Here is a 13,855-nt window from a genome sequence, read left to right on the forward strand (position 1 = left end):
CGCGGTAGCGGTACAGCACGGCGTCAACGAACAGTCGGTTGTCCTTGGCTGTAGCGCCAGGCTGGCCGACCTGACCGGGCAGAAGGTCCTTGATGCGTTCCCATTGAGCATCAAGTAGGGCGTATCTTTTACTCACGGCCACCACATGGTGGCTGCAGCAGGCTCTTTCAACCATGTAGGGGCTTTGATTGATGACACGCCCTAGTCCATAAGATAAACAAAAAATTGGTCAAAAAAATAGCTGCCAGCGCGCTCTGGGTAAGCGCTGGCAGCTATTGATTTGAAAGCGCTTGAGGTGCTTCCAGTGCGGGTTGGGGTTGTGGCTTACAGCGCCAGGGCCTTCAGATATTCCCGGAAGTGCGCGCCCACCTGCGGGTGCTGCAAGGCCAGCTCCACGGTCGCTTCCAAGAAACCCTCTTTGCTGCCGCAGTCGTAGCGCTTGCCTTGGTACTGGAAGGCGTACACGGCTTCGTGCTGCATCAGGCGGGCGATGCCGTCGGTGAGCTGGATCTCGCCGCCCACGCCGCGTGGCTGGTTGCGGATCTCGTCGAACACGCCGGGTGTGAGGATGTAGCGGCCTGCCACGCCCATGCGCGAGGGGGCGACATCGGCCTTGGGCTTTTCCACAATGCGTTCGATGCGGATCAGCGGGCCGCCAGCGGGCTCGCCCGCCACGATGCCGTATTTGTGCACCTGGTCTTCCGGCACTTCCTGCACGGCGATGACCGAGCGGCCTTGCTGGCGGAAGGCGGAGGCCATCTGGGCCAGCACGGGCTGGCCGCCGGGGGGGCCGACCATCAGGTCATCGGCCAGCAGCACGGCAAACGGCTCCTTGCCCACCAGGGGCTCGGCGCACAGCACAGCGTGGCCCAGGCCCAGCGAGCGGGGCTGGCGCACAAAGGCGCAGTCCATGTCGTCGGGCTGAATGGAGCGCACCAGGGCCAGCAGTTCCTTCTTGTTGGCGGCTTCCAGCTCGGCCTCCAGCTCATACGCGGTGTCGAAATGGTCTTCGATGGCGCGCTTGCTGCGGCCGGTCACGAAGATCATGTGGCGGATGCCAGCGGCATAGGCTTCTTCCACGGCGTACTGGATCAGCGGCTTGTCCACCACGGGCAGCATCTCCTTGGGCGATGCCTTGGTGGCGGGCAAAAAGCGCGTGCCCAGGCCGGCAACGGGGAAAACGGCCTTGCGGACGGTGGTGGCAACAGTCATGGGTCTCCTTGATGGCGGGGTGTGGTGTGTTGTTGTCGTCGCGGGTATGCAAGGGTCAGGCCAGAGGGGATGACTGGCCTGTGTCCTTTTTCAGCCCAGGCGGCCCAGCTGGTCGCGCAGACGGGTCAGCGTGGCGCCAAAGTCGGCGATGCGCTTCTTCTCCTGGTCGATCACGGCCGGTGGGGCCTTGGCCACAAAGGCTTCGTTCGAGAGCTTGTTGTTGGCCTTGGTGATTTCGCCATCGATGCGGGCGATTTCCTTGGACAGGCGGGCCTTTTCGGCGGCCACGTCGATCTCCATGTACAGCGCCAGGCGGGCTTCGCCCACCACGGCCACGGGCGCTGCCTGCGCGGCGGCGGCCCAGGCGGCTTCGTCGTCAAACACCTTGACCTCGCTGAGCTTGGCCAGCGCCTGCAGCACCGGCGCCACGTCGCGCATGAAGTCGGTGTCGCCCACGGTGTACAGCGGCAGGCGGGTGGATGGGGACACATTCATCTCGCCACGCAGTGCGCGGCAAGCGTCCACCAGGCCCTTCACGCGGCCCATGTGGGCAATCGCAGCCTCGTCGATCTTTTCCAGCTGGGCCTGCGGGTAGCGGGCAATGCTGACCGACGCGCCGGGGATACCGGCCACGGGCGCCACCACCTGCCACAGGGCTTCGGTGATGAACGGGATGATGGGGTGGGCCAGGCGCAGGATGGCTTCCAGCACGCGGATCAGCGTGCGGCGCGTGGCGCGCTGCTGCGCTTCGGTGCCATTCTGGATCTGCACCTTGGCGATCTCCAGGTACCAGTCGCAGTACTCGTTCCAGACAAAGTCGTAGATCGTGTTGGCCACGTTGTCCAGGCGGTACTCTTCAAAGCCCTTGGCCACCTCGGCCTCGGTCTTTTGCAGCAGCGAGGTGATCCAGCGGTCGGCCTGGCTGAATTCCATGTAGCCGTGGGCGCTGCCGCCAGGCTGGCATTCTTCCTTGGTGTGCTCTTTCAGGCCGCAGTCCTGGCCCTCGCAGTTCATCAGCACGAAGCGGCTGGCGTTCCAGAGCTTGTTGCAGAAGTTGCGGTAGCCCTCGCAGCGCTTGCTGTCGAAGTTGATGCTGCGGCCCAGCGATGCGAGCGCCGCAAAGGTAAAGCGCAGCGCATCGGCGCCATAGGCCGGGATGCCCTCAGGGAATTCCTTTTGCGTGTTCTTGCGCACGGTGGGCGCGGTCTCGGGCTTGCGCAGGCCGGTGGTGCGCTTGTCGAGCAGGGGCTCCAGAGCGATGCCGTCGATCAGGTCCACCGGGTCGAGCACGTTGCCTTCGGACTTGGACATCTTCTTGCCCTGCGCATCGCGCACCAGGCCATGGATGTACACGTGCTTGAACGGCACGCGGCCGGTGAAGTGCGTGGTCATCATGATCATCCGGGCGACCCAGAAGAAGATGATGTCGTAGCCCGTGACCAGCACGCTGCTGGGCAGGTACAGGTTGAAGTCGTCGGTCTCGGCGGTGCCTTGTTCAGGCCAGCCCATGGTGCTGAAGGGCACGAGCGCGGACGAATACCAGGTGTCCAGCACGTCTTCGTCGCGGCGCAGTTTCTTGCCCGGGGCCTTGGCCTGGGCTTCGGCTTCGTCGCGGGCCACGATCACGTTGCCGTCTTCGTCGTACCAGGCAGGGATCTGGTGGCCCCACCACAGCTGGCGGCTGATGCACCAGTCCTGGATGTTGTTCATCCACTGGTTGTAGGTGTTCACCCAGTTCTCGGGCACAAAGGTCACTTCACCGCTGGCCACGGCGTCGATGGCCTTTTGCGCAATGCTCTTGCCGGTGGGGTCCTGGTCGCTGACCTTGCTCATGGCCACGAACCACTGGTCGGTCAGCATGGGCTCGACCACCTGGCCGGTGCGGGTGCAGATGGGCACCATGAGCTTGTGCTTCTTCACCTCGACCAGTGCGCCGATGGCTTCCAGGTCGGCCACCACGGCCTTGCGGGCCACGAAGCGGTCCATGCCCTGGTACTTGGGCGGTGCGTTCTCGTTGATGGTGGCCTGCAGCGTCAGCACCACGATCATGGGCAGCTTGTGGCGCTGGCCCACGGCGTAGTCGTTCTGGTCGTGCGCGGGGGTGACCTTCACCACGCCGGTGCCGAATTCCTTGTCCACGTAGTCGTCGGCGATCACCGGGATCTGGCGGTCGCACAGCGGCAGGTTGACCATCTTGCCGATGAGGTGCGTGTAACGCATATCCTCGGGGTGCACCATCAGCGCCACGTCGCCCAGCATGGTTTCAGGGCGGGTGGTGGCCACCGTCAGGCTGCCCGAGCCATCGGCCAGCGGGTAGGCGATGTGCCACAGCGAGCCGTCTTTTTCCTCGTTCTCGACTTCCAGGTCGGACACGGCGGACTGCAGCTTCGGGTCCCAGTTCACAAGACGCTTGCCACGGTAGATCAGGCCCTGCTCGTACAGCTTCACGAAGGTGTCGGTGACCACCTTGGAGAGCTTGTCGTCCATGGTGAAGTATTCACGGCTCCAGTCCACGCTGTCGCCCATCCGGCGCATCTGCGTGGTGATGGTGTTGCCGGACTTTTCCTTCCATTCCCACACCTTGCTCACAAAGTTCTTGCGCGCCTCGGGCGGGGTGGGGCCCATGTCGTAGCGGCTGATGCCTTGTTCTTGCAGTTGGCGCTCCACCACGATCTGCGTAGCGATGCCCGCGTGGTCGGTACCGGGCACCCAGACCGTGTTGAAGCCCTTCATGCGGTGATAGCGCGTGAGGCTGTCCATGATCGTCTGGTTGAACGCATGGCCCATGTGCAGCGTGCCCGTGACGTTGGGGGGCGGCAGCTGGATGGAGAACGCGGGCTCGCCCGCCTGTGGTGCGCCCGTGCCACGGTGGCCTGCAGTGCCATATCCGCGCTTTTCCCATTCGGGGCCCCAGTGGGCTTCCAGTGCGGCGGGTTCAAAGGACTTGGACAGGCTGTCGAGGCCGGGTTGTGCTTGGGGCGTGCTCATGGGGTTTGGCAGAAGGAAGAGGCGGGCACAGGGCGTGCCTCAACGGTCAAGAGGGTGGACCGGGCATTTTACGGGAGTGTCGGCGGGTGCCCGGCGGCCTTTTCTCCTCGTCCAGGTCCCTCCGGCGTTCCGCTGGTCGGGCATTTCTCGCCAATTGTTACCTTGTGGCTCGACTGGGCTGCCGTGGCGTCTTGATAATCCCGCCCGGTGGAGCAAGAGGGCCTTCGGAGAGGGAGGCGCAGCTCCATGCTTCGCCCGGGTCAAAAACATATAACCAATCGGTCCCACCCATGCATCTTTCCTCCGCACTCCGCGCGGGCCTTGCCAAGGTCTTTGTCTATGCGCTGCTGGCACTTTTTCTGATCCCGGCGCTGACCTTGGGGTTCAGCGTCTACGCACAGCGCGATCAGGACGCGGATTTTGTGGCCGACGTGGTCCAGCGCATCGACGCCGAAAAGGCCATGCCGCCCGCCGAGAAGCAGGCGCGCAAGGACTATTTCCGCAGCAACCCGCCGTCCACCATTTGCGACAACCACTCGGCCGAGGCGCAGGAGTACCGCGCGGCGCTGTGCGAGCGGTTTTCAGACGTGTGGCAGTTCCACATGGCGCACAAGGTGTCGTTCTGGACCCTGGTGGCCAGCGGCGTGCTGCTGGTGGTGGTGCTGGGCCTGGGCGCGCTGGCCTTTGCCGACCGCACGCTGCAATACAGCAGCTTTGTGGCGGGCTGGCGCCTGACCACCTGGGCCAGTGCCGCCGCGCTGGTGGTGCAGGGGGCGATGGCCGTGTGGCTGTCGTTCTGGGTCACGGCCTTCTTCTTTCACAAGTATTCGCCCAAGCTGGTGCTGTTTGTGGGTTTTGCGGTGCTGGCGGGCGTGCTGGTGGCGGTGGCGGGCATCTTCAAGCGCGTCCAGTCCCAGAGCCGGGCCGTGGGCGAGCTGGTGTCCGAGGACGATGCGCCCCTGCTGTGGAAGCGCATCCGCCACATGGCGCGCCGCCTCAAGACCGATCCGCCGCAGCACATCGTGGCGGGCATCGACGCCAACTTTTTTGTGACCGAGGCGCCGCTTACGGTGGGCAACCAGACACTGACAGGCCGCACCCTGTTTGTCAGCCTGCCGCTGCTGCGCATCCTGGACCAGGCCGAGGCCGACGCCGTGTTTGGCCACGAGCTGGCCCACCTGCGTGGCGGCGACACCCAGAGCAGCGCGCGGCTGGGCCCGAAGCTGGTGCAGTTTGACCATTACCGGCACGCGATCCGCAGCGGCGGGCTGTCGGCCGTGGTGTCGCCGGTGCTGGACCTGTTTCGCACCATCTTCGAATTTGCCCTGGCGCGCGACAGCCGGGAGCGCGAGTTCAAGGCCGACCGCATTGCCGCCAAGCTCATCTCGCCAGCGGCCATTGCACAGTCGCTGGTCAAGATTGCGGCCTATGCGCAATACCGCGCCAGGATCGAGGACGAGCTGTTTGGCCGCAACGAGCGGCACGACACCACCACGCTGGGCATCGCCCGCTTTGTGGCCCAGGGGCTGGCGCCCTATGCAGCGTCTGACGACTTTCTGGAGGCGATGAAGACGGCCAACGTGCCCCACCCGTTTGACTCGCACCCCGCCATGCCCGAGCGCCTGCGCAACGTGGGCATGGCGCTGAAGGAGCGGGACTACGGCGCCATCGCTGTGCGCGCGCCCGCCGCCACCTGGGTGCAGGAGATTTTGACGGCCGACGCGATCGAGCAGCGCCTGTGGAGTGACTACGAACAGCAGTTTGCGCAGGACCACGAGCGCAGCCTGGCCTACCGCTACGAGCCCGCCACCGACGAAGAGCGCGCGCTGGTGCTGCGCTACTTTCCGCCCGTGGTGTTTGCGCTCAAGGGGGAGAACACGGTGGAGGTCAGCATCGAAGGCATCCGCACCTCGGCCGACGAGACCACGGTGTTCTGGGACGCCATCAAGGCGCTGGAATTCAAGGAAAGCAGCTTTGGCAATGCGCTGGTCGTGACGCACCCCGAGAAGAACGCGCTGGGCCTGGGCGCCAAGACCAGCAAGATCAAGCTGTCGGGCCTCACCAAGGAAAAAGACCAGTTCAACGCCGTGGTGGGGGCCTACTGGCAGCGGCACCAGATCATGCGGGCGCAGCAGCAACAACAACCGCAACCGCAACCGCAACAACCGCCGCAGTAAGCGGCAGCACCGCAGTGCAAGGGTTTGTTGCTATTAAATATATAGCTAATAACTCTTGATGGTCGCGCGGTAACGGCCATTTTTACCCATGTTTTTCAGGGCTGGCGCCACGTTCCGCCCTGCGCCATGGCGGTGGAACGTGGCGGGGGCCTGGGCCCGTCAGCCCTTGGCGAACTCCGGCCGGTCGTTCTGCTGCGGCTTCAGTGGCGCGGCCACCTTGCCTTCGGCGCGCTCCTTGCGCCACTGCTCCTTGCGGGCCGTCCATTCGGCCAGGCGGGCGTGGGCCACGGTGCTGTCCTTGGCCATCTGCTCCTCGTTGGCCAGCTGGGCCGACAGCTCCAGGCGGATGCCGTTCGGGTCAAAGAAATAGATGCTGTGGAAGATGTGGTGGTCCGTCACGCCCAGCACCTCGATGCCGTGGGCCTCCAGGCGCTGCTTGGTGTTCTCCAGCTCCTGCACCGTGTCCACGCGGAAGGCGATGTGGTTGACCCACAGCGGCGTGTTGGGCGAGGGCTCGGCCTTCACGTCGTCGCCCAGGTCGAAGAAGGCGATGAACGAGCCGTCCTTCAGGCGGAAGAAGAAGTGCGTGTAGGGGCAGTATTCGCCCGTGCTGGGCACGTAGTCGCTCTGGATGATGTGGTACAGCGGCAGGCCCAGGATGTCCTCGTAGAACTGGCGCGTCTCCTCGGCATCACGCGCCTTGTAGGCGTAGTGGTGCAGCTGCTGGATGGCGGCAGGCGCGGGCAGGGTGGCCAGGTCAGGCTTCTTCAGGACAGCGTTCATGCGGAGTCTCCTCAAATTGGTGGCTGTAATTCTACTATTCGTAATTGATTTACGTTAAGTTAATTTTGAATCTGGCTGGGCCGATGCCTGGCCCCAAAGAAAAAGCCACCCGGGCATGGCTGCCGTGGGTGGCTGGTGTGCAGTACCAGGGAAGGTGCCGCAATGGGGCCGGGTGGCTTACTGCTTCACGGCTTCGATCTGCACCACCAGGCGCACGTTCTTGGGGAAGCCCCATTCCACGCCGTAGTTCATGCCCCACTGGGTGCGGTCGATGGTGGTCTCGAAGTCGCCGCCGCACACTTCGCGCTTGAGCATGGGGCTGTCGTAGCAGTTGAACTGCGTGGCCTTCAGGGTGACGGGCGCCGTCTTGCCCAGCAGCGTGAGCTGGCCGGTCACTTCGCTGACCTTGTCGCCGTTGAAGCTGAACTTGTCGGACACGAACTTGATGGTGGGGTGCTTGGCGGCGTCGAACAGGTCGGCGCTTTGCAGGTGCTTGTCAAAAGGAGGCGTGCCCGAGTTCACCGAGGTGGTGTCGATGGAGATGTCCACCTTGCCGGTCTTGGCGGCGCGGTCGAACTCCACCGTGCCTTGCTTCTTGTCGAAGCGGGCGCGGTTGGTGGTGGCGCCAAAGTGGCTGATCTCGAATGTCACGAAGGTGTGCGTGGGGTCGATGGCGTAGTTGGCGGCCTGGGCTGCGCCAGCGGTCATGGCAGCGGCCACGGCGAGCAAAGAGAACAGGGACTTGCGCATGGAAAAGACTCCTAAAAAAGAGGAACTACGAAACGAACCAGGGGAAAGTGGGAGCGAAAGAGGTGGGGCTGCCGTCGGCAACCGGTCAAAGCTTGTTCACACCGGTCAGCGCGAGCTTGAATTTCACGGTCACGTCGTCGGCCACCATCGAGGTGTCGGCCCACTCGTTCTCGCCAATTTTGAAAGCCAGGCGCTTGATGGGCAGCGTGCCGGTGGCCGTGGTGGTGGGGCCGCTTTGCGTGAGTGCCACGGGCACCACCACGTTCTGCGCGTTGCCCTTGATGGTGAGCTTGCCCGCCACTTCAAACTTGCCGCCCCCCAGCGCCTTGATGGCGGTGGATTCGAACTGCGCCTGCGGGAACTTGGGCACGTTGAACCAGGTGGGCTTGGGCAGCTCGGCATCGGTCTCGCGCGAGCCCAGCGTGGCGCTGCCGGTGTCTACGGTGAAGGCGATCTTGCTCGTGGCCAGCTTGGCCGGGTCAAACGCCACCTGGGCGCTGAACTTCTTGAAGTGCCCATCCAGCGGCACGCCCATCTGGCGCGCGGTGAACTGCACCTCGCTCTGGGCGGGCACCAGTTGCTGCTGGGCCAGGGCGGCCTGGGCGCTGGCCACCAGGGCGGCGCCGAGCACGATGCGGGACAGGGGAGAGGACAGATTCATGCAGAAACTCCGTTCAAAACACAGCAAAGAGAAGGCGTGGCCCGGCCGAGGTGAGGCACCTACCAAGGCCGCATGCGTGCGAGCAGGCCGTCGCGATCGATGAGGTGGTGCTTGAGTGCCGCCGCCACATGCAGCACCACCAGGCCCGCCATGGCAAAGGCGGTGATCTGGTGCCAGGGCTTGATGGCCTCGGCCAGCTCCTTGCTCACGGGCACGAAGTCGGGCAGTTGCCACAGGCCCAGGAACACGATGGGGAACCCGGCCGCCGAGCTATAGGCCCAGCCGATCAGGGGCACGGCAAAAAACAGGGTGTACAGCAGCCCATGGGTGCCGTGGTGGGCCAGCTTTTGCCAGCCGGGCATGGCGTCTGCCATGGCCTGGGGCAGCGCGGGTGGGCGGTGTGTGGCGCGCCACAGCAGGCGCAGTGCCGACAGTACGAGGATGGTGACCCCCGCCCACTTGTGCCAGTTGTAGAGCTTGAGCCGCTGCGGCGAGAACGGCAGGCCCGTCATGTAGATGCCCACGCCAAACAGGCCGATCAATGCAAAGCCCAGCACCCAGTGCAGCAGCATCGCAGTACGTGTGTAGCGGCGTGGGGCAGTGGCCGTGGAGGTGGCAGAAGTGGTCATCAAAAGCGTGGGCAGTGAAGGGCGGGGGCCTGGTTGCTGGCAGCCCCAGGGCATGCGGGCGTGTCGGCGTGAAGGCAGTGTAGGAAGCGCCTGCCGGGTTCGGCTTCAGGCAGATTGACGCTTCATTTCAAAAAAAATGAATTGAGGGGCCCTTAGCAATCAAAGTTCCCCAATGCTTTGCGCTTTTTTCGCCTGTGCACCGGTCGGTGGGGCGATGCCAGGCGTGCCTGAGCCAGCCCCGTGTGGGCGGGGGCGTCAAGCCCTGGGGGCTGCTGCGGGTGGGGGTGGTGCCGGTGGCGTGACCGGTCCCTCCACGGGGTGGTGGTGGGCGGCAGGCGATGAATCGGCTGGGCCGCTATGGCCGAGCCGGTCAGGCTCAGCGGTTCAGCGCGGCCTGCTTCCAGGCGCTGGCGGCGGCGCTGTCGTCGCCGCGCTGCTCGGCCAGTTCGGCCAGGCGGCGCCAGGCGCTGGTGCGCAGGTGGGGGTCGGCCAGTTGCTGCGCTGCCTGGGTCAGCAGCTGCTGTGCCTTGCCCCACAGCTGGCGCTTGAGGCAGGCCATGCCCGCCAGGTACTGCAGGCGCGCGTCGCGCGGGTTGGCCTGGTGGGCCGATTCGATGCGGGCCAGCCAGGGGGCGTCGAGCTCGTCCAGCCCGGCTTCGAGTGCGCGCACCAGCTTCAGCGCGTGGTGGTCGGCCAGGGCATCGGGCAGGTCCACCATGCGCTCCCACACCGGCAGCAGCCAGGCGCGCACCTGGGTGGCCTCACCGCCCAGCGCGGCCAGACGTTGCGCGGCGTGGATGGCCAGCTCGGGCATGTTGCGCTCGGCCGTTTCCAGCGACTGCCAGATCTGCTGCAGCTGGGCGGTGTCGTGGGCGCTGTTGATGAGTTCGGTGGCCAGGCCGCGCACGATGCTTTGCGCTGCGGCGGGCGAGAAGGCGCGGTGTTTGCCCAGCAGGCGGGCGGTGTCCAGCGCCTCCTGCGTCTGCCTGTCCAGGCGGGTGGCCTTGAGCTTGATGCGCAGGGCCAGTGTGCGCCGTGCGGCGCCCTGGGGCAGGGCGGCCAGGCGTTCCAGGGCCGCGCTGGCATCGCGGTCGTCCAGCGACCAGCGGGCGGCGCGCATCTGGGCGCCTTCGTGCATTTCCTGCTCGTTCACCGTGCCGCGCATCGGGGCTTCCTGCAGCGCGTCCTGCAGATGGCTCTCGCGGGTCGCGCGGTCTTGCAGTGCGTGCGATGCCTCGGCCGCAATCATGTGGGCCAGGGCGCGCAGCTGTTTGCCATGGGGCACGGCCTCGCCGCTGGCCTCCAGGGCATGCTCTTGCGACAGCGCCGCCACGGCCGCCTTGCGCGAGCGGATGAAGCGGCCGCCCAGCATGTGGGTGAGCGCGTCGAGCAAGGCCGCGTGCATGGCACGCTCCTTTTGCTGCACGCGCCAGCGGCGGGCCTGGTGGGGCAGTTCGAGCAGCGCAGCCAGGGCGCGCAGGGCGGCATAAAGGGTGACAAACCCGCCCACCAGCAGCAGCAACACCATGTTGAGCGACAGGTCGATGCGGTAGGGCGGCCAGTACAGGGTGATGGTGCCCTGGTTGTTGCCCGCAAACAAAGCCGTGGCCACGGCCACGCCAAACAACGCCAGGAGCCAGAGTGCAGCGCGCATGCGTACCGCCCTTTACCGGCCTGCAGCGGCCGTGGCCAGCGCAGACAGGGTTTCGTCCAGTCGGGGCTGCTCTGCCGCCTTCAGGCTGGCCTGGGCCGTCTGCAGCGTGCTGGCCGCGTTCTGGGTGCGGCGCGAGGCCGGGTCAAAGTATTTGTTGAGCGCCACCGTGGCGGCACCCAGGTCGGCGCGGGCTGAGTCGAACTGGCGCGCCAGCACGGCCAGGCGCGCATTGAGCAGCTTGAGCTTGAGGTTCTCGCGCAGGAAAAAGGTCTGCTCGGGCGCCAGCAGGATGGCCTCGGGCTGGTCGATGCGGCTCACGCGCACCAGGCCCCGGGCCTCGTCGCGCACCACCTCCCAGCTGCGCTGCAGGGCCGCCTGCCACCAGGCCAGGCCTTCGGTGGGGGCGGGCGTGCTGCCAGGGGTGGCGGGGCCGGTGGACAGGCGTTTGGTGGACGCGGCCTGGGCCACGGCGTTGAGCACGGGCAGCTCATCCACCTGGCGCACCAGGTCGTCCAGGCGGCCCAGCAGGCCGGCGGTGTCGGTCACGGTGGCGCGGGTCAGGCGGTCCAGGTCGCGGCCAATGGCGCGCTGCACGGGCGCCAGGCGGGGCTGGGCGGCGCGTTCGATGCGCTGGTTGGCGCTTTTGAGCGCAGCCACCAGGGGCTCCAGGCTGCCGGTGAGCTGGGCCTGTTGCTGCGACAGGCGGATGGCGGATTCGATGTCCACCACCAGGTTTTCGTCGCGCGAGCGCGACAGGCTTTGCATCAATTCTTCGAGCTGGCTGCGCTGCAGCGCCACTTCGCTCACACGGGCTTCGGCCACCGACAGGCGGGCGGCCGTTTCGCGCACCAGCTCTTCGGCCTGGCGGGCCATGGTGCGGGCCTCGATGGCCTGTGCGCCCGAGTCGGCAGTCTGCCGCGCGAGCTGCTCCTGGATGGCGCTGAGCTTTTGCCACAGCATGCCGCTGCTGACCAGCGCGGCAGCGGCCACGGCGCCCAGCAGCAGGGTGACGGCGCCACCCCGGCCCGGTGTGGGGGCCACGGCGGCGGGTGCCACAGGTGCAGGGCCTGCTGCAGGCGCGCCCACGGGTGCGGCCACAGGGGCGGCGGTGGGGGCTGGAGGCAGGTCGTTGGGCGGCGCAGAACTCATGCGGCCGATTCTATCGAGGCCACCACGTCTTCCAGCGCCGGACGGCATTCCCCCACGGTGCCAAAGCCCGCTGCGCGCGCCGCTTCGGCAATGCGCGGGTGGGTGGCCAGTGCACGCGCTGCGCCCCAGTGCTGGCCGGGCAGCGCCTCTGACAGGTGGGCCACGGCTTCGGAGCTGCTCAGCAGCCAGACCGAGCCGTCCTGCGCAGCCTGTTGCGCCAGCGCCACCTCGGCGGGGGCCAGCCGGGGCGCGCCGCGTTGGTATGCCACCACAAAGTCCACCTGCCCGCCTGCGGCCTCGATCTGCCGGGCCAGCCAGTCGCGGCCGCTGCCCTGGGCGGTGTCGTGCACGCCGCCCGAGCGCCCACGCACGATGAGCACCCGGTCGCCAGGCCGGATTTGCCCGGCCACCTGCTGCCACAGCGCCTCCGAATCGAACTGCGGGGCGTCGGGCGCCGGGCCGTCGATGTGGCCCGGTGGCACCCCGGCTTGCTCCAGCGCACGCGCCGTGCCGGGGCCGGGTGCCCATGCTCTTATTTTGATAGCTGATAGGGCATGATGGTCGCGCGCAGAGGCCGATTTTTCTTCAAAAAAATGGACCACCGCATTGCCACTGACAAACATCAGCGCCCGGTACTGCGTCAGCCGGGCGTGGGCCTGGGCCAGCGCTTGTTGTGCTGCCGCGTCGGTGCACGGCCCGATGTCAATCAGCGGTAGGGCCACGGCCGAAATGCCGCGTGCCGCCAGCAGCCCGACCCAGTGTGCAGCCTCGCGGGCGGGCCGCGTGACGATCACCCGGGGCATGGCTGGGCCGATCAATTCAGGGGTTCTGCGCCCCGCGCGCCACCGGCGCGCAGGCGCTGTGCAATCGCTTCGCCCAGCGCTTCGGCCTGCGCCAGCGTGGTGACGGGGGCACTGGCCGCTGCGCACACCAGGGGGGCTTGTGCGTCCACATCGCCCCAGGCGGCATCGAGCTGCAGCACACCATCGGTGAAGGTGCCGTGTGCAGCCAGCGGCATGGAGCAGCTGCCGCCCATGGCGCGGCTCACGGCGCGCTCGGCGGCCACGGTGAGCCAGGTGGGCTGGTGGGCCAGCGGCGCCAGTGCGTCGATCAGGTCTTGCCGGTCGCTGCGCACTTCAATGCCCAGGGCACCCTGGCCTGCGGCGGGCAACATGGCGGTGGGCGCGAAGGTGGCGCGGATGCGGGATTCGAGCCCCAGGCGCTTCAGGCCCGCAGCCGCCAGCACGATGGCGTCGTACTGGCCTTCGTCCAGCTTGCGCAGGCGGGTGTCGAGGTTGCCACGCAGTGGCTCGATCTTCAGGTCGGGCCGCAGGGCCTGCAGCAGCACCTGGCGGCGCAGGCTGGATGTGCCCACCACCGCGCCCTGGGGCAGGGCATCGATGTTGGGGTAGTGGGGGGAGACAAACGCATCGCGCGGGTCTTCGCGTTCCATCACGCAGGCCAGCGCAAAACCCTCGGGCAGCTCCATGGGCACGTCCTTGAGCGAATGCACCGCAATGTGCGCGCGGCCTTCTTCCAGCGCCACTTCCAGTTCTTTCACAAACAGGCCCTTGCCGCCCACCTTGGACAGCGACCGGTCCAGGATCTGGTCGCCCTTGGTGGTCATGCCCAGCAGCTCCACCTGGTGGCCCTGTGCGCGCAAAAGGGCCTGTACATGCTCGGCTTGCCACAGCGCCAGGCGGCTCTCGCGCGTGGCGATCACGATGGAAAGAGGGGCGTTCTGGAGGCTCAAGTTCGTAACCTGTTTGTAATCTTTCAGGGGCGGGCGATGCTAGCATGCGCCCGCACTGGGGCTGGTGCGCCCCGGGGGACACGGGGGCAGGCGGCTCCC

The 13,855-nt window shown here is 66.5% G+C and carries 11 protein-coding genes; 1 reads left to right on the top strand and 10 read right to left on the bottom strand.

Annotated features, from left to right (window positions below; all coding sequences use genetic code 11):
• Window positions 1–324: 324 nt before the first annotated feature.
• The gene (gene galU / locus A1D30_RS20795) at window positions 325–1,212 is read right to left on the bottom strand and encodes a UTP--glucose-1-phosphate uridylyltransferase GalU (RefSeq protein ID WP_063462634.1); all 888 of its coding nucleotides are present in this window, start codon (window positions 1,210–1,212) and stop codon (window positions 325–327) included.
• Window positions 1,213–1,302: 90 nt separating this feature from the next.
• The gene (locus tag A1D30_RS20800; protein WP_063462635.1) at window positions 1,303–4,200 is read right to left on the bottom strand and encodes a valine--tRNA ligase; all 2,898 of its coding nucleotides are present in this window, start codon (window positions 4,198–4,200) and stop codon (window positions 1,303–1,305) included.
• Between the two features lie 290 nt (window positions 4,201–4,490).
• On the opposite strand from A1D30_RS20800, the gene A1D30_RS20805 reads away from it, so the two are divergent.
• A complete protein-coding gene (locus tag A1D30_RS20805; protein WP_063462636.1) occupies window positions 4,491–6,377 on the top strand; it encodes a M48 family metallopeptidase in 1,887 nt (628 codons plus the stop codon).
• Window positions 6,378–6,536: 159 nt separating this feature from the next.
• On the opposite strand, the gene A1D30_RS20810 is transcribed toward A1D30_RS20805, so the two are convergent.
• The 8 genes from A1D30_RS20810 to hemC all read right to left on the bottom strand — a co-directional run bounded on the left by A1D30_RS20810 (window position 6,537) and on the right by hemC (window position 13,756).
• Window positions 6,537–7,160 (bottom strand): VOC family protein, encoded by a 624-nt coding sequence (locus tag A1D30_RS20810; RefSeq protein ID WP_063462637.1) that lies wholly within the window; start codon window positions 7,158–7,160, stop codon window positions 6,537–6,539.
• A gap of 177 nt (window positions 7,161–7,337) precedes the next feature.
• A complete protein-coding gene (locus A1D30_RS20815) occupies window positions 7,338–7,910 on the bottom strand; it encodes a YceI family protein (protein ID WP_063462638.1) in 573 nt (190 codons plus the stop codon).
• A gap of 85 nt (window positions 7,911–7,995) precedes the next feature.
• A complete protein-coding gene (locus A1D30_RS20820; RefSeq protein ID WP_063462639.1) occupies window positions 7,996–8,571 on the bottom strand; it encodes a YceI family protein in 576 nt (191 codons plus the stop codon).
• A gap of 59 nt (window positions 8,572–8,630) precedes the next feature.
• Window positions 8,631–9,200 (bottom strand): cytochrome b, encoded by a 570-nt coding sequence (locus A1D30_RS20825; RefSeq protein WP_063462640.1) that lies wholly within the window; start codon window positions 9,198–9,200, stop codon window positions 8,631–8,633.
• A gap of 376 nt (window positions 9,201–9,576) precedes the next feature.
• Window positions 9,577–10,854, bottom strand: a complete 1,278-nt coding sequence (locus A1D30_RS20830; protein WP_063462641.1) for a heme biosynthesis HemY N-terminal domain-containing protein — start codon at window positions 10,852–10,854, stop codon at window positions 9,577–9,579.
• Window positions 10,855–10,866: 12 nt separating this feature from the next.
• A complete protein-coding gene (locus A1D30_RS20835) occupies window positions 10,867–12,003 on the bottom strand; it encodes a uroporphyrinogen-III C-methyltransferase (protein ID WP_199866025.1) in 1,137 nt (378 codons plus the stop codon).
• Window positions 12,000–12,806 carry a uroporphyrinogen-III synthase gene (locus A1D30_RS20840; protein WP_063462642.1) on the bottom strand — a complete coding sequence of 269 codons (807 nt, stop codon included), beginning with the start codon at window positions 12,804–12,806 and terminating at the stop codon, window positions 12,000–12,002. Before A1D30_RS20840 ends, A1D30_RS20835 begins: the two co-directional genes overlap by 4 nt.
• An 11-nt stretch (window positions 12,807–12,817) precedes the next feature.
• Complete coding sequence (gene hemC / locus A1D30_RS20845; protein ID WP_063462643.1) at window positions 12,818–13,756, bottom strand: hydroxymethylbilane synthase; 939 nt, start codon at window positions 13,754–13,756, stop codon at window positions 12,818–12,820.
• Window positions 13,757–13,855 lie beyond the last annotated feature (99 nt).

The organism is Acidovorax sp. GW101-3H11, assembly GCF_001633105.1.
Classification (GTDB): Bacteria; Pseudomonadota; Gammaproteobacteria; order Burkholderiales; family Burkholderiaceae_C; genus Acidovorax.